The following is a 16,636-nucleotide window of genomic DNA, read 5'->3' as shown; positions in this document are numbered from 1 at the left end:
GTTACTCCATCATTTTTTCAATTGGCATAACTAAAATAGAATTGGCACCAAGGGCCTTAAGTTGTTCCATGGTTTCCCAAAATAGGGTTTCACTGCTCACCATGTGAAGGGCAACATATTCATTATTACCCGCAAGAGCCAATAATGTAGGTTGGCCAGCGCCAGGTAAAATCTCACAAATTTCATCAAGCTTGTCTTTTGGTGCGTGTAACATAATGTATTTGCTTTCTTTAGCTTGCTTTACACCACGTAAACGCGGCATTAGTTTATTGATGAGCGCTAATTTTTCAGGATCTTGTAGTTGAGTGTTTTGGATTAAACAAGCATTTGACTCTAAAATTGTATCACCCTGCATTAAGCCATTTGCTTCAAGCGTTGCGCCAGTAGAGACTAAATCACAAATCGCATCGGCAAGTCCTGCTCGTGGTGCTACTTCCACTGAACCGGTTAACATTACTGTGCTGGCGTTGATGCCTTCGCGTTTTAGGTATTGACTTAAAATTTCTGGGTAAGTGGTTGCTATGCGTTTGCCTTCAAACCAGCTCTTGTCTTGCTTACCAAGTTCTTGTGGCCATGCAAGTGCTAAACGACAGTAACCAAAGTCAAGTTTAGCAAGCTTTGTTACTTCACTCGGTACACCTTGGCGTTCTCTTTCTGCTTGTACTTCAACTAATACGTTTTCGCCAACAATACCTAAATCACATACACCATCCATAACTAAGCCTGGAATATCGTCATCGCGCACACGCAAAACGTCGATAGGCATGTTGGTTGAGTGTGCTATTAGGCGCTGCTCACGAAGATTGAGTTTTACACCCAGTTGTTTAAGTAGATCTTGACAATCTTTAGATAGGCGGCCACCTTTTTGGATGGCGATACGAAGACGATTACTATTATTCATTACTCATTTTCCTTTAATTTAAAAACTAAAAACCCCGAGGGAAACCTCAGGGCGAAAATGAATCTTGGTATGTTGATTCGCCAGAGGTTTCCTTTTAGGAACAACCTCTCAGCGAAAGACCTGACAGGTTATTCCGATGAATGATGGTGGTGATGTACAACTGTCAGTGAATTAAGCATTTTATATCCTGTTTAGCTATTCGTTACTATGTTAACGCTTAGCTGCTGTTTGTTTAATAATTTCCCATTTATAAAAACATATTCACTAACATCATGGCAAGGAAAATTTTCTTTAATTAAAGAATATCTTATAACTGCCGGTACTAAGAATATAACCCATTTAAATTAGTGTTACATGAATTGTTTGATTTTCATTCATCAATAGACTGAGTTTTTGAAGGATGTACGCATAGCTATGATGCCCACTTATTTGGATAAAGTAATCGGTTTGTAGTATGAGTCTAAAGGTATGTCTTATATCGCAGATGTGTAAAACGGTGCAGCTACCAAAAAATTACAACTTGAATTACAAAATAGAAAAAACGAAGTCCTTTATAAAAAGCAAATTAAATCACAAATAAAACAGTAACCAAAATGATGATGGAATTGAACTCTTGGGCTTAAATCATCATTTAAGTAAAGTTAATTAATCATTTTTACGCCACTTTGCAGGTGTTAACCCTGTGCTTTTTTTAAATAAGCGAGAAAAAAAACTACTGTTTTCATATCCTACGTCTATTGATATTTCGTTCACGGTCTTATCTGTTGCTAATAACTGTTTTTTGGCCCTATCTATGCGTACTTCTTGTACATATTTGTTGATTGATATACCTGTTGCTTGTGAGAATCGCCTTTTTAAATTGCGTTCACTAAAGTTAAATTGTTTTGCTAATTTATTGATAGTGATTACACCGCTTGGGTAATTATGAATCCAATCTTGTACTTCGTTAATTTTTTCGTCTCTGTGGTTATTAAATTGAGGCAAAATAAGGTTTAACTTACCAGAGTCAGAAATAAGTAAATGAGTAGCGCACTGCTGAGAAAAACGATCGCCTTTGTCTCGAGCAACAAGGCTTAAAAGTACGCTAATACCGGCTTCAAAAGAGCCCGTTGTATATATATTTCCCTTTCTTAAATACGATTTATGACTAATAAATTGGCAATCAGGAAATAATCCACTTAGCGGCTTGACTAAGCTCCAATGCGTAGCAATCACCGTTTTATTTAATTTACCTGTTGCCGCTAAAAAATAAGAGCCATTACTTAAACAAAGAATAGACGTATTACTACTTATTTTAGGTTTTAACCATTCAATAATTAACTCAGTGCCCCGTGGCATATTTTTTAATTTAGAACCTTCTATCGGCGGTATAATAACTAAGTCATACTGCTTATCAGTAAGTGACTTATCGGCAATAACCAGTGAATTACTCGAGCTTGTTATAGGTGCACCGTCGGTCGTTATTATTTCTACGTTATAACTTTGAGGTAATGAGTAATGTGTGTCGAGTAAAGAAACAATAGTAAAAAAATCTTTAGCTAAAAATACGCTAACAGCCCAGCAGCCCTCATAGGCAATAATTGCTATATTTTTCATAATTCTTATGGCCCAATTGGACTATTTAAAATGCCTGTGCAGACATAGTATTTTAATTTTTGTATAAGTAACATTAAAAGATACTTTAAAGACTTATATAGTTTTAAAATTATTGTTTTAAAATGCTTTTTTACTATTAAAAAATATAGTCAAACTATCTGTAATTACAATAAATACATTCGTTAAGGGGACAGGTTTGAAGCAGTACTTACAAAATGATGCTTTTTTCAATCACAAGCATAATGAAATTAATAGCTGGCTAAAAAAGGTAAAAGGTAATGACGAACGCACTAAGGCCGTTTCAATATATTACCTTGTAAGAGACGGAATTAAATATGATCCTTTTACACTTTTAGATGGGGCAAAGTCACTAAGTAGTGATTATTGCTTAAATAATAAAGCAGCATATTGTATTCCAAAGGCATCATTACAAATAGCATTAAGCCGAGCTTGTGATATTCCTGCACGGTTAGGTTTAGCTGATGTTCGTAACCATTTGAGCACTCCTAAATTAGATGAGTTACTAAAGAATGAAGTGTTTACAATGCATGCTTACGTGGAGCAGTTTATTGAAGGTGAATGGGTTAAATCGACCCCTGCTTTTAATAAGGAACTATGCGACTTAGTTAAAATAAAACCGCTAGATTTTGATGGGGTTAATCATTCTTTATTTCATCAATTTACTACAGATGGTAAAAAGCACATGGAATATTTAAAAGATCACGGTCAATATGCTGTAATGCCAACAGCATTTATTAATCAAAATTGTGAGCTTTATTACCCGCATTTAAAGCTTAATTTTAGCAATATTGAATAATGTATTAATTGATATGACGGCAAGAAAATTTAATGAATATTTTACAGCTGCCGATAACATTAACAGTATTGCGTTATTTATCAACAGTTTTATATTTATAAAATTACGCCTAACCTGCTGGAGGTACACATGGATATAATGATCCCCTATTTAGGGCAAATTACCCGTTTAGCGCTTGAATCTAAAGGTGCTTTTCATATTGCAGGGGTGCAACAAAGCGCTAGAGCAAAACAAGTTGAACTTGAAGAGCGTAAAAAGAAAGAGATAGAAAAGCAAAAAAAAATATCGACAACAAATGCTGATGAACATAATAAAAATACAGATGGTAACGATAAACACCTCGATACATGGGCATAACAATTGAATATGCCCTCCACTTTTTCGTAATTCTTATTACATGCCTTTCTTTTTTACAAATTACAATCTCGATTTTGTAACTTTAAATTTACAAATTGAATATTTAAAATTCATTAAAACGAAATTAAAAATCATTCTGCATTGATTTTTAATACTTTATTTTTGTTGGCTCATACTTTAATTGTAAATTTTTTGTTTAATTTCCATTTGGTTGTTTTGTGACCTACGCTGATCCTGAATCGGGAACAGGTAGTGCCGGTTAGTATAAATATACTATTAACAAAACAAAATGGAGCGTAACCGTGAATTTATCAAAAATCACAATAGCAACCCTTGCAGCTTTTACACTAGTACAAGCACCAGCAGCGGTAGCTGCGAATAAAAAATACCTTAGTGAGCAGTCAAATAACATCAATAAAGCGCAAAGTAGTGTTGTATCACTTAATGATACTAACCTAGCTGCAAAAATTGGCTTGGAGTCAGGGAATAAATTAGTCGTAGTAAAAGAAATTAAAAGTAAAAACGGAGATATAACCAAACGATATCAACAGTTCTTTAACGATTTACCCGTTATAGGAGATACCGTTAGCCTAACATTCAATAATGGCCAGCTAAAACACTCTCACGGCGCTGCTGTTTATGAGCTTGCTACAGATATTAATAGCGTTACTCCTAAGTTAAGTAAAAATAAAGCAATTACAAAAGGGTTGCAACAATCAGATATAGCAATAAAAACCGCTGATTTGAAAAAGTATAATGAAAAATCTCAACTAGCAATTTGGCTAGACGAACAAGGTACTGCTCATTTAGTTTATGAGGTGTCTTATGTAACTTATGGTCGAAACCCTGCGAGACCTTATCAAATTATTGATGCAAACAATGGAGATATTCTATTTAGCATCGATAACCTCCAACATGCTGATGCGACTGGCCCAGGTGGAAACTTGAAGACGGGCAAATATGTTTATGGCACTGATTTTGATAGTTTGAATGTAACTCAATCGGGCAGTAATTGCGTGATGGAAAATAGTAACGTTAGAACTATTAATTTAAATGGTGGGACGAGCGGAACAAGTGCTTATTCATTTACCTGTCCTGAGAATACCTTTAAAGAAATTAATGGTGCTTACTCACCTTTAAATGATGCACATTATTTCGGCAACGTAATTTATAACATGTATAACGATTGGATTGGTACGCCACCATTATCTTTTCAATTAAAAATGAGAGTGCATTATAGCAACAATTATGAAAATGCATTTTGGGATGGCAGTGCAATGACTTTTGGAGATGGTCAAAATACATTTTATCCACTTGTAAGCTTAGATGTATCAGCCCATGAAGTAAGCCATGGGTTTACCGAGCAAAATTCAGGTCTGATCTATAACAGCAAATCAGGCGGGCTGAATGAAGCTTTTTCTGATATGGCAGGTGAGGCTGCAGAGTATTACATGAGAGGAAGTAATGATTGGCTTGTAGGTCAAGACATATTCAAAGGTAATGGTGCTTTGCGATACATGAATAATCCAACACAAGATGGGCGCTCGATTGATAAACAAAGCGATTATACTAGTGGTATGGATGTACATTACAGTTCAGGTGTTTACAACAAAGCGTTTTATAACCTAGCCACGACTGCTGGATGGAATACAAAAAAAGCATTTGAAGTGATGGCGCGTGCTAATCAACTGTATTGGACTGCCAGTACTAACTGGGATATAGCCGGTAATGGTGTTATGGACGCAGCCTGTGATCTAAACTACGACACACAGGACGTAAAAGCGGCGTTAAGTGCTGTTGGTGTAAACTCTAGTTTGAGTGCTGGTAGTTCGTGTGATTCAGGTTCCGAAATAGAAGCGCTTACAAATGACATCCCACGTACGGGGATCAGCGGTGCAGCCAAACAACAAATATTCTTTACGCTTGATGTGCCACAAGATGCAGGTAACTTATCATTTACCACATCAGGTGGAACAGGCGATGCTGATTTGTATGTAAAATTTGGGTCTAAGCCAACGCTAAATAGCTTTGACTGTAATAGCACAACGTCAACAAGTAATGAAAGTTGCGCTATCGGTAATGTTCAAACCGGTACTTATTATGTAATGGTTGAGGCATGGAATCAAATCTCAGGAGTCACATTACTTGGCAGTTATGATGGCGATACTGGGGGTACAACGCCTATAAATCGAACTGAAGAAAATGTAGCTGTAAGCTCTGGAGGCTGGACTCGATTTACGCAAAGTTTAGGTTCAGGTTATAGCTCACTTAATGTTTCAATTGCGGGTGGCAGTGGCGATGCGGATTTATATGTAAACTTTGGAGCAGCATCAGATACAAATACTTATGTTTGTCGCCCATATAAAAATGGCAATAACGAAAGTTGTACTATCGATAATCCACAAGCAGGGACTTGGCACATTGATTTACAAGGATACCGCAATGCAAGTGGTGTAACGCTTACTATTCAAGCTAACTAAATCAATTCCTAGGGGAGCGTCCGCTCCCTTTTTTATCTTAGTCATATCACTTTCTATGAATATAGCTTGATTTAAAAGGAATCAATTTATGAAACGTTTATTAAATATTGCGTTAGTTAGCGCTAGCGCCTTAATTGTTCAACCACTGTATGCACAAGACAACGAAAATATATGGGTGACAATAGATCCTATTGCAGCAAAGCATTATCAGCAGACTAAAAAAACAGTAAGTAAATCACATCAATCATTAACTATTCATGCAACTGAGCTAGATACCGTTAATTTTTTAAAGGTTAAGACCTCGGATGTAGCACAGCTGAGTGAGTTTATGCATGATAATTACCATCGGTGTGGTGGTTTTGTAGCGCATGAATCACTAGATGAAGCAAAACAATATACTGAACAGTTGGCAGCTGTGCAAAACCAAAACACCTTAGCTTTTGATTATAATATTGATAATGCGCAAACAACACAGCAACTAATTAATCGTATTAGCCCTAATAATTTAACAAATACTGTTAATTCAATGAGTAGCTTTTACAATCGCTACTATACAACTCAAACTGGGATAGATGCATCTCAATGGTTAAAAGATTATTGGCAACAGTTAGCGGCAAGTCGTAGCGATATCAGCGTTGAATATTTTACTCATAGTTGGGCGCAGTCGTCGATTATAGTCACAATACCTGGGGAAGAAAAAGCTGATGAAATTGTTATCATAGGTGGACATTTAGATTCAATTAACCAATCAAACCCTACAAATGGACGTTCTCCTGGTGCCGATGATAATGCATCAGGTATCGCTGTATTATCAGAAGTACTAAGAGCAATTGTTGATAATGACTACAAGCCGCAAAGAACAATTCAAATAATGGGCTTTGCAGCTGAAGAAGTTGGCTTGAGGGGGTCAAAAGCGATTGCCTCAGCATACAAATCACAAGGAAAAAATGTTGTTGGTATGGTGCAGTTTGATATGACTGGTAATAACGGTAGCAATGAAGATATTGTGATGATGACAGATTACACAACAAATGCTCAAAACCAGTTTCTAGGTCAGCTAATCGATACTTATTTGCCTTCTGTTAGTTACGGTTTTGACCAATGTGGATATGGATGTTCTGATCACGCATCTTGGTATCAACAAGGGTTTACAGCATCTATGCCATTTGAGTCGAAAATGGCTGATATAAATCGATTAATTCACACCATTAATGACACTAATTTTGACGCTGATCATGCTAGTAAGTTTGCAAAATTAGCTGTTAGTTTCATATCGGAAATGGCAAAAAATGCAGGCGATGTGATCCCCCCAATTGGCGACGAATTACAAAACGGTGTTACGGTTGCCGGTATAACAGAAAGTGCAAAAGCGGAACGTGTATTCACATTAAACGTACCTGACAACGCGACTAACTTAAACTTCATTACATCCGGTGGTTCTGGTGATGCCGATTTATACGTAAAATTTAATTCAGCACCTACCTTAACAAGCTTTGATTGTAAAAGTACAACCTCTTCAAGTAATGAGAGTTGTGAAATAGGTAATGCCCAAGCGGGCGTTTATTATGTCATGGTTCAAGCATGGAATGCGATTACGAATGTTTCTTTAACCGGTAGCTATAACGAAGGTAACACAGCAGAACCTATCAATCGTGTAGAAAATAATATTTCGGTAGCAGCAAACAATTGGAGCCGATACACACAAAATCTTGATGCTGGCTATTCGTCATTCACAGTTAACATTAGCGGCGGCAATGGAGATGCTGATTTATATGTAAATTTTGCAAGCCCATCTACAGAATCTGTTTATCAATGTAGGCCATTTAAAAATGGTAATTTAGAAACTTGTAATATTGATAACCCACAAGCAGGTACTTGGTTTATAGATTTAAAGGGCTATAGTTCTGCAAGCGGAGTTACCTTATCTATTACGGCACAATAATAATTAATAGGGGGACAGTGCCCCCCTTATTATATAACTTAATTACTTGCCCTTGATGTTTCGCTTACGTAGAATCCCGCTATTATTTTTTACAAAGTGATTGGTATTATCAAACAGCTGTTTAGTGCGACCGGGCCTTTGGCTTTATCAATAGATGGATATACACCACGCCAGCCTCAAATCGATATGGCGGTGGCTGTTGATGATGCATTAAAAACCCGATCTCAACTTGTTGTTGAGGCAGGCACTGGCACAGGTAAAACCTTTGCCTATTTAGCTCCCGCTCTTAAATCTAAAGGTAAAACCATCATCTCAACGGGTTCTAAAGCACTGCAAGAGCAGCTTTATCATCGTGATTTACCGGTATTAGTAAAAGCCTTAGGTGCTGCTAAGAAAACGGCCTTGTTAAAAGGGCGTGCCAATTATTTGTGTACGTATCGACTAACTCAGCATGTGGCACACGTACCAACAGACGACCCTGATGTTATGCATCAGCTTGCTATGGTTGCAAAGTTTGCCAGTGAGACCCACAGCGGTGATCTTGCCGATTGCATTGGTATTGAAGAAGACGCCAAAGTGCTACCTTATGTAAGCTCAACCGCTGATAATTGCTTAGGCAAAGAGTGCCCTGACTTTCAAGAATGCTATATTCGCAAAGCGCGTTTAAAAGCGGCTGATGCCGATGTTGTAGTAATAAATCACCATTTGTTTTTTGCCGATATGGCGGTAAAGGAATCAGGTTTTGCAGAGCTTATGCCTAATGCGGATGCCTACATATTTGATGAAGCTCACCAATTAAGCGAAATTGCCAGCGACTATTTTGGCGAAACAATGAGCACCAAAAAGCTGGTGGATTTAATTAACGATTTGCGCGCTATTTATCGCGCTGAAATCCCCGATATGCTGCAATTAGGTAAAAGTTTAAATAAACTCGAAACCAGTGTCGCTGATTTAAGGTTGCAGTTTGGGGTAGATGGTAGCCGTGGCGATTGGCGCGAAAAGCTCAGTAATAAGCTTATTTGCTCGGCATTACATCGCGTTATTAGTGATTTAGAATTTGTGTATCAGGTTTTAAAGTTATGCTTAGAGCGCAGCGATAAAATAGAACATCCGTTTGAACGAGTTTTGGCTTTTAAAGGCCAGTTAGAACGTGTATTTGATACCGCTCAAACTGGGTTTAGTTACTGGTACGAAACCACGAGGCGCTATTTAACAATAAATATAACGCCATTAAACGTATCGGCAAAATTTGCATTGATGATGAAAGAATCTGGTGCGGGGTTTGTATTTACCTCCGCCACGTTATCGGTCGACAATGAACTGAGCCACTTTAATGCAAGCCTTGGCTTAAAGCCAAAGCAAAGTATGATGGTGGATAGTCCGTTTGATTATGCCAATCAGGCGTTGCTGTGCTTACCCCGTTATTTACCACAATCTCATGAAGATAATATGCCTCATGCTATTGTAAAACTGACTTTAGAGCTCATAAAGTCGGCTAAGGGGCGTTGTTTTGTGTTATTTACTAGTTATCGTATGATGCATTTAGTGGCTGAGGGTTTAACGACGCAAATGGACTACCCAGTTTATATGCAAGGGCAAATGTCTAAACGAATTATACTAGAAAAATTTACTCGCCATGGTAATGCAGTATTGCTGGGCACCGCGTCATTTTGGGAAGGGGTTGATGTACGAGGCAGCACCTTAAGCTGTGTTATTATAGACAAGCTGCCATTTGCTGCCCCTGATGACCCTTTACTGCAAGCCAAAATGCAGGATTGCCAAATGCAAGGTAAAGACCCGTTTGCACATATTCAATTACCTCAAGCGGTGATTGCATTAAAGCAGGGGGTAGGTCGCTTAATAAGAGACAACAAAGATAAAGGCGTGTTAGTGATTTGCGATAATCGCTTAGTTACACGCCAATATGGACAAGTATTTTTAAAGAGTTTACCGCCAATGCGCCGTACACGAAGCTTAGAAGATGCCAATACATTTTTAAAACATATTAATTGAGTACAAAAATGATCAAAAGTAATATTCTCGCCCTAGATGCTTCTACAGAAGCATTATCAATTGTTTTGCATTATCAGGGTAAAACGTTTCATCATTTTGAAGAGTGCCCGCAGCAGCATAGCCAAAAAATTCTGCCACTTATTGATGAGCTACTAGGAAAAGCCGGTTGTAAACTAAAAGATTTAGACGTAATAGGATTTGGCCAAGGCCCAGGTAGTTTTACTGGCGTGCGCATAAGCGTAGCCATTGCACAAGGTCTTGCGTATTCAACTAATTTACCATTAGTCGGGGTATCTACTTTAGCAGTCATGGCACAGCAGGCATTAGAACAGTTTGGTGCTAACGATGTTTATTCTAGTATTGATGCGCGTATGGGAGAAATATATTTTGCTCAGTACCAAGCAAAAGATGGATTGATGACACTTAAAGGCGAAGAGCGAGTATTCAAACCTGAATTGTTAGATGCAACCTTGATAGATATAAACATTGATGCTGCAGGCGTAGGGACGGGGTTTAAAAGTTATCCTGATTCATTAACGGCATTTAATAATGTAACCATACAGTCAGAAATAAGCTTACCGGATGCACACTATATGTTGGCACTAGTAGAGGCGCAGTACCTTGCAGGTAAGGGTGTACAAGCCAGTGATGCACAACCAAAGTATGTGCGTGACACGGTAACATGGAAAAAATTACCGGGCCGAGAATAAGATAAACCCGGTTGTTTGCAAATTAAGCGATTTTAAATCATAATTTAGGTATGTTGTTGGTTGGAGAAGCGCTGTGTCGCTACCTATAAGTTCTGGTTTTTTCACTGGTGATATACCTGGTAATGTGCGTTCTACTTCGGTAGTTCCGGTGCAGCCTGAACGAGTACTAGAGCAAGCCAAACCACAAAAAACTAATACCGATTATGTCAAAAGCAGCCCTGAAGGGCTTGAACTTGCAAAAGAGTTTACAAAAGCGAACAGCAAAGACAACCAATACAGCCAAACTATTTACGATCAACCCTCAGCCCAAGTAAGTAAAGCGATTTCGACTTATACTGAGTTTGCTAATTTAGAGCGAAGAGCTGAAGTTCAAAATTTAATTGGTGTTGATATATACGCTTAGCTAATACCAATCCTCAAAATAGATCACTTAAATAAGAGAATTGGTATAAAATGAAAATAAGCAAATAAAAAGCCCGAATGAATCATTCGGGCTTTTTTAATTTCATTACTGAGATTATTGTTCTATGTAACCAATCAATTTTTTAGCTATATCGGTATTATTTTGAGAGCCAACAAAGTCATCGCTATTTTTGCCATAAGCAAATACTTGTACATCAGACGCTGTGTGACCGCCCGTTGTCCAACCTGTAAAGCTTAAATCATTAATGATGCTTTTAACGGCTAAGTTTAGGGTTTTCTCACCCATAGCTTTGGCTTGTTTAAGCTTAATTTCGTTTTCAGCTGTAAACTCAATGCTCGTATTTTCCTGCCATACCTTTTTAAGGTTATCTGACTCCATTAACAAATTGGTCAATGTACCCGCAGTGGCTTTAACACCTTTGATGACATCTGTTTCCCATTTATATTGGCCATGTGCACCAATAGTTAAACCACCTGTTGAGTGGTCTGCCGTGATCACCAAAATAGTGTCTGGGTTCTTATCTACATAGGCTTTAGCCGTTTCGATTGATTTAGCAAAATCATCCATTTCAGCCATTGCACAGGCAATATCATTTGCGTGACCACACCAGTCAATTTGGCTGCCTTCAATCATCACAAAAAAGCCTTTATCATTTTGCCCATCAAGCAAATCAAACGCTTTAGAAGTTAACTGCTTTAATCTTGTTGGGTTTTCATCAAGAGCAAACGGTAAGCCTTTAGGTGCATATAAACCTATAGCAGGCACTTGAGTGATTTGACCAAGGTTCTGAATATCATCGCCATATTGATAACCAGCTTGTTTAAATTCGTCTACTAAGTTTCTGTCATCACGAATAAAGTACTCAGTACCACCGCCTAACATTAAATCTACCGGTAATTTACCTGCAATTTTATTGTCAATGTAGTCATTGGCAATATCATCGTAGTTTCTTCTTGATTCATTATGTGCGGCAAAACTTGCTGGTGTTGCATGGTTTATTTGTGAGGTAGCTACTAACGCTGTTGTCATTCCTTGCTCTTTTGCAATTTCTAGCATGGTTTTAACAGGCTTTTTAGCTGTATCGACGGCAATAGCGCCATTATAACTTTTATGGCCGCTGCTAAGTGCAGTTGCACCTGCTGCGCTGTCTGTAACATAGGTATGGTCATCTGGATACGTGTGCGCCATGCCTTTTAATATGGTATCAAAAACGGTGGTTTCTATTTCTTTTGTTGTTGGGTCATCTTTGTAGTATCGATAAGCGGTTGTGAAAGCGGGACCCATGCCATCACCAATCATATAAATAACATTTTTAGGCGCTGTTTGAGCAAATGCTCCTGTTGTTGTACATAAAAGCGCTAATAAGCCGAACTGTTTTTTCATTGTGTGTACCCTTTAAGTGTACTTATTTTAATAGCGACTATTATTGTATACTGATGACCAGATAAATAAATGAATATGTTATGAAATCTCGCAATTTAAGTGTGTACTCTTCTAGCTCGGTTCTATTATTTGTGTATTAACTCTTGTATGTTATTGCTATAACCAAATAAAAAGTAGAGGTTTGCATTGCAACCATTTTCTGTCAAAGCTAACGACTTAGATATACATGGCCTTAAATTTGGAGACGGTGAAGAGGTTGTTATTGCGCTTCACGGTTGGTTAGATAACAGTGCTAGCTTTGTACCTATGCTAACTGACGTACCGTCAAATCAAACATGGTATTGTATTGATTTTGCAGGGCATGGACTATCATCTTGGCGAAGCCCTCAGGCACATTACTACTTTATTGATTATGTGGATGATGTTTATGCCTTAATCACAGCGCTTAAATTAAAAAAGGTACACTTGGTCGGGCATTCGATGGGGGCGATGGTCGCGGGTTTATTTGCGAGTTGTTTTAACGAGTATGTTAAATCCGTTTCTTTTATTGAAGGAATAGGCTGCGTTACCACACAAGCAAATGAAGTCGCTTCACAGCTAAGAAATGCCATACTTAACCGGGCACGGTTAACGATTAAAAAATCAAGGATATACACTTCAAAAGAGCAAATTTATCAAGCGCGTGCAAAAACAACTGATTTAAATGATAAATTAATCGCTTTGCTGATGGACAGAAATATAAAACAAATGCACAGTGGGTTTGAGTTAACGACTGATCCTAAGCTTAAAAATCACTCAGGTTTTCGATTTGATGAAGCGCAATGTATTGGTGCAATAAAAGAATTAATTGCACCATGTCAATTAATTTTAGGTGATCAAGGTTATCCATTTGTAAAACAAAACTTAGATAAGTATAGTAATTATTACAATAACTTGAGAGTATTAGAAGTGCCTGGTGGACATCATTGCCATATGCAAAGTAGTGGGCTATGTTTTGAACACATTCACGTATTTATGCTGCAAAGTAGTGCATGTTAATTGTATATTACCGATAAATGTGGGATTATCTCTAGATTAGAGTATTTGCTCAATTGTGAAAGTGCCTTACTTAGATTAAGGTTAATAAAAATATAATTATAACAGGGGCTAAGAGTGGAAAAAATCTGGCTTAAGCGCTACCCAGAAGGTATGCCTGAAACAATCGATCCTGAGCACTACAACTCGTTACTCGAAGTGTTTGAAAAAAGTTTTAATGAATACAAAGATTTACCTGCATTTACTAATATGGGTAAAACATTGTCTTACAACGAAATAGATGCTGCAACAAAACGCGTTGCCGCCTATATCCAAAACGATTTAGGATTAAAAAAAGGCGATAAAGTCGCTGTGATGATGCCTAATTTGTTGCAAACCCCTATTGCTATTTTAGGTATTTTGCGTGCAGGATGTGTTGTAGTTAATGTTAACCCGCTTTACACCGTACGAGAGTTAGAGCATCAGTTAAAAGATTCTGAAACATCAGCCATTTTTATACTTGCTAACTTTGCTGTCACTCTTGAAAAAGCGCTGCCCAACACCGACGTGAAACATATTGTGGTTACCCAAGTCGGTGACATGATGGGTGGTCTTAAAAAGCATTTAGTTAATTTTGTCGTTAAGCATTTCAAAAAAATGGTGCCAAGCTACACATTACCTAACACGATTAACTTTTGTGATTTGTTAAAAGCAGATCCAACTGGTTACAAACGTCCAGATGTAAACCTTAGTGACTTAGCGTTCTTGCAGTACACCGGTGGAACTACCGGTGTATCAAAAGGCGCTATGTTAAGTCATGGCAATATGGTAGGTAATCTTGAGCAAGTATCTGGTTGTTTAGACAAAGTGCTTGACCGTGGTAGTGAAGTAGTTATTACTGCGCTTCCGCTTTATCATATATTTGCATTAACAGCGAACTGTTTAGCATTTATGAAATACGGTGGCTTAAATGTTTTAATTACTAATCCACGTGATATGCCAGGATTTGTAAAAGAGCTTAGTCAGCATAAATTTACAGCTATTACAGGTGTAAATACTCTGTTTAATGGCTTATTAAATACTCCAGGTTTCTCTGAACTTGATTTTAGTAACCTTAAAATGTCACTGGGTGGCGGTATGGCCGTTCAACGTCCAGTTGCCGAAAAATGGCAGAAGGTCACTAACAGCAAATTAATGGAAGGCTATGGTCTGACAGAGTGTTCGCCATTAGTTACAATTAGCCCATATGATTTAGAGTCTTATAATGGCTCTATTGGCTTACCAGCGCCAAGTACCGATATCAAGCTAATGCTTGATAGCGGTGAAGAAGCGGCTAAAGGTGAACCGGGCGAGTTATGGGTTAAAGGCCCACAAGTAATGCTTGGTTATTATAACCGTCCTGACGCAACCTCTGAATGTTTAAAAGATGGCTGGTTTGCTACCGGTGATATTGCGACATACGATGATGAAGGCTTCTTCTATATTGTTGACCGTAAAAAAGACATGATCATTGTGTCAGGCTTTAATGTATTCCCAAATGAGATTGAAGAAGTGGTTGCGATGCACGAAGGTGTATTAGAAGTTGCCGCAATTGGTATTCCTCATGACATTAGTGGTGAACAAGTTAAAGTTTTTGTTGTGAAAAAAGACCCTTCTTTAACTGAAAAAGATATAATAAAACATTGTCGTGATAATTTAACTAATTATAAGGTTCCTAAACTCGTTGAGTTTAAGGATGAGTTACCTAAAACTAACGTGGGTAAAATTCTCAGAAGAGCCTTAAAAGATTAGCAACTATAAAAAAGCCGACATTAGTCGGCTTTTTTATTGTAGGAGACTCAGTGCACTACCAATTGATCCAAACCCAAAATGAGCTAAATACGTTTGTAGAACAAATAAAAAACAAACCCATTCTTGCTATTGATACCGAGTTTATGCGCCGCCGTACTTTGTATCCCGAAGTTGCACTAATTCAAGTTTATGATGGCGAGCATTTAGCACTCATCGACCCGCTTGCAGAGCTTTCCTTGTTTGATTTTTGGCAGATACTTAAAGATCCAAACGTGTTAAAAGTACTTCATTCTCCTTCAGAAGATATTGAAGTTTTTCAAAAATACGCAGGTTTCGTTCCTTATCCATTGTTTGATACTCAGTTTGCACTTCAGCTATTAGGGGAGGGTAACTGTATGGGGTTTGCCTTAATGGTAAAAACCTTGTTGAATATTGAAATTGATAAAAGTGAATCGCGTACCAATTGGTTACAACGTCCTCTCACTCAAAAACAACTTGAATACGCTGCGGCCGATACGTTTCACTTACTGCCTTGTTTTGAGTTAATTATAGACAGCATTAAAGCGGCCGATTTATTTGATATTGTTATTAACGAAAGTGAATTAGTGGCAAACAAGCGTGCTTTTCAAACACCAGATGAACTGCTTTATAAAGAGATTAAAAATGCATGGCAGCTTAAGCCGCATGAATTAGCTGTACTTAAAGAATTAGCCGTGTGGCGAAGAGATAAAGCAATTCGTAAAAATCTTGCGCTTAATTTTGTTCTTAAAGAGCACAACATGACTGAAATCGCTAAGCGAGGCCCATCGAGCTTAAATGCGCTTAGACAAATTCCGGGTGTTGAGCCTATTGAAGTGAATCGTTCAGGGGTTGAAATTTTGAAGTGTATTGAGCAAGCTAAAGCTATCCCACCTGAACAGCACCCAAAAGTACTAAAGCGTTTAATTGATTTTCCTACATACAAAAAAGTAGCGAAAGAGATCAAACAAAACATTAGTAAGGTTGCAAAAGAGCACAACATACCAGAAGATGTAATGGCCTCTAAAAAGCAAGTGAATCAACTTATAAGTTGGAACTGGAAGCTAACAGATGAACAAAAATCACAGCAGATAAAACCAGATTTACTCAATTCTTGGCGCTATGAATATCTTAAAGGTGCACTCAAAGAGTGGGATAATTAAATAAAGTTTACAAGACGAGTTAAAAAC

At 37.7% G+C, this 16,636-nt stretch carries 13 protein-coding genes; 10 read left to right on the top strand and 3 right to left on the bottom strand.

Translation table 11 applies throughout. From position 1 onward, the window contains the following. Nucleotide 1 precedes the first annotated feature (1 nt). Both hisG and FLM54_RS17485 read right to left on the bottom strand, forming a co-directional pair. A complete protein-coding gene (gene hisG, locus FLM54_RS17490) occupies nt 2–901 on the bottom strand; it encodes an ATP phosphoribosyltransferase (RefSeq protein ID WP_178957129.1) in 900 nt (299 codons plus the stop codon). A 645-nt stretch (nt 902–1,546) separates the two neighbouring features. Then, nucleotides 1,547–2,497, bottom strand: coding sequence for a GlxA family transcriptional regulator (locus FLM54_RS17485; protein ID WP_178957128.1), 951 nt, complete (start codon nt 2,495–2,497; stop codon nt 1,547–1,549). Nucleotides 2,498–2,693: 196 nt separating this feature from the next. Here FLM54_RS17485 and FLM54_RS17480 point away from each other — a divergent pair, with 196 nt between their 5' ends. From FLM54_RS17480 to FLM54_RS17450, 7 genes are all read left to right on the top strand, one after another. Then, complete coding sequence (locus FLM54_RS17480) at nt 2,694–3,314, top strand: transglutaminase-like domain-containing protein (RefSeq protein ID WP_178957127.1); 621 nt, start codon at nt 2,694–2,696, stop codon at nt 3,312–3,314. Nucleotides 3,315–3,443: 129 nt separating this feature from the next. Beyond that, nucleotides 3,444–3,671 carry a hypothetical protein gene (locus FLM54_RS17475; RefSeq protein ID WP_178957126.1) on the top strand — a complete coding sequence of 76 codons (228 nt, stop codon included), beginning with the start codon at nt 3,444–3,446 and terminating at the stop codon, nt 3,669–3,671. Nucleotides 3,672–3,973: 302 nt separating this feature from the next. Beyond that, nucleotides 3,974–6,151: a M4 family metallopeptidase gene (locus tag FLM54_RS17470; protein WP_178957125.1), complete on the top strand. Its 2,178-nt coding sequence runs from the start codon at nt 3,974–3,976 to the stop codon at nt 6,149–6,151. Between the two features lie 88 nt (nt 6,152–6,239). Further along, nucleotides 6,240–8,093, top strand: a complete 1,854-nt coding sequence (locus tag FLM54_RS17465; protein WP_178957124.1) for a M28 family metallopeptidase — start codon at nt 6,240–6,242, stop codon at nt 8,091–8,093. Nucleotides 8,094–8,189: 96 nt separating this feature from the next. After that, nucleotides 8,190–10,106, top strand: coding sequence for an ATP-dependent DNA helicase (locus FLM54_RS17460; RefSeq protein ID WP_178957123.1), 1,917 nt, complete (start codon nt 8,190–8,192; stop codon nt 10,104–10,106). Between the two features lie 8 nt (nt 10,107–10,114). Continuing rightward, on the top strand, nt 10,115–10,816 hold the full coding sequence (gene tsaB, locus FLM54_RS17455) for a tRNA (adenosine(37)-N6)-threonylcarbamoyltransferase complex dimerization subunit type 1 TsaB (protein WP_138606520.1): 702 nt from the start codon (nt 10,115–10,117) through the stop codon (nt 10,814–10,816). A 73-nt stretch (nt 10,817–10,889) separates the two neighbouring features. After that, on the top strand, nt 10,890–11,219 hold the full coding sequence (locus FLM54_RS17450) for a hypothetical protein (protein WP_138606518.1): 330 nt from the start codon (nt 10,890–10,892) through the stop codon (nt 11,217–11,219). 114 nt (nt 11,220–11,333) lie between these two features. Here FLM54_RS17450 and FLM54_RS17445 read toward each other — a convergent pair whose 3' ends face one another. Then, nucleotides 11,334–12,623, bottom strand: coding sequence for an alkaline phosphatase (locus tag FLM54_RS17445; protein ID WP_138606516.1), 1,290 nt, complete (start codon nt 12,621–12,623; stop codon nt 11,334–11,336). 186 nt (nt 12,624–12,809) lie between these two features. Between FLM54_RS17445 and FLM54_RS17440 the strand changes: the two genes are divergently transcribed. From FLM54_RS17440 to rnd, 3 genes are all read left to right on the top strand, one after another. Further along, entirely contained in the window at nt 12,810–13,661 is an 852-nt protein-coding gene (locus FLM54_RS17440; RefSeq protein ID WP_178957122.1) for an alpha/beta hydrolase, read from the top strand. 114 nt (nt 13,662–13,775) lie between these two features. Further along, a complete protein-coding gene (fadD, locus tag FLM54_RS17435) occupies nt 13,776–15,428 on the top strand; it encodes a long-chain-fatty-acid--CoA ligase FadD (RefSeq protein WP_138606512.1) in 1,653 nt (550 codons plus the stop codon). A 50-nt stretch (nt 15,429–15,478) separates the two neighbouring features. Next, a complete protein-coding gene (gene rnd, locus FLM54_RS17430; RefSeq protein WP_178957121.1) occupies nt 15,479–16,609 on the top strand; it encodes a ribonuclease D in 1,131 nt (376 codons plus the stop codon). Nucleotides 16,610–16,636 lie beyond the last annotated feature (27 nt).

Origin of the sequence: Pseudoalteromonas sp. Scap25 (genome assembly GCF_013394125.1) — a bacterium.
Taxonomy (GTDB): Bacteria; Pseudomonadota; Gammaproteobacteria; order Enterobacterales; family Alteromonadaceae; genus Pseudoalteromonas.
The sequence above is the reverse complement of the archived record's forward strand: the minus strand, read 5'-3'. Positions and strand labels throughout refer to the sequence as shown.

What these genes read in the sequence shown, in the direction of transcription:
- FLM54_RS17475 (WP_178957126.1), top strand. Translation starts at nt 3,444, where the DNA reads ATGGATATAATGATCCCCTATTTAGGGCAAATTACCCGTTTAGCGCTT.
- FLM54_RS17445 (WP_138606516.1), bottom strand. Translation starts at nt 12,623, where the DNA reads ATGAAAAAACAGTTCGGCTTATTAGCGCTTTTATGTACAACAACAGGA.
- FLM54_RS17485 (WP_178957128.1), bottom strand. Translation starts at nt 2,497, where the DNA reads ATGAAAAATATAGCAATTATTGCCTATGAGGGCTGCTGGGCTGTTAGC.
- tsaB (WP_138606520.1), top strand. Translation starts at nt 10,115, where the DNA reads ATGATCAAAAGTAATATTCTCGCCCTAGATGCTTCTACAGAAGCATTA.
- FLM54_RS17465 (WP_178957124.1), top strand. Translation starts at nt 6,240, where the DNA reads ATGAAACGTTTATTAAATATTGCGTTAGTTAGCGCTAGCGCCTTAATT.
- hisG (WP_178957129.1), bottom strand. Translation starts at nt 901, where the DNA reads ATGAATAATAGTAATCGTCTTCGTATCGCCATCCAAAAAGGTGGCCGC.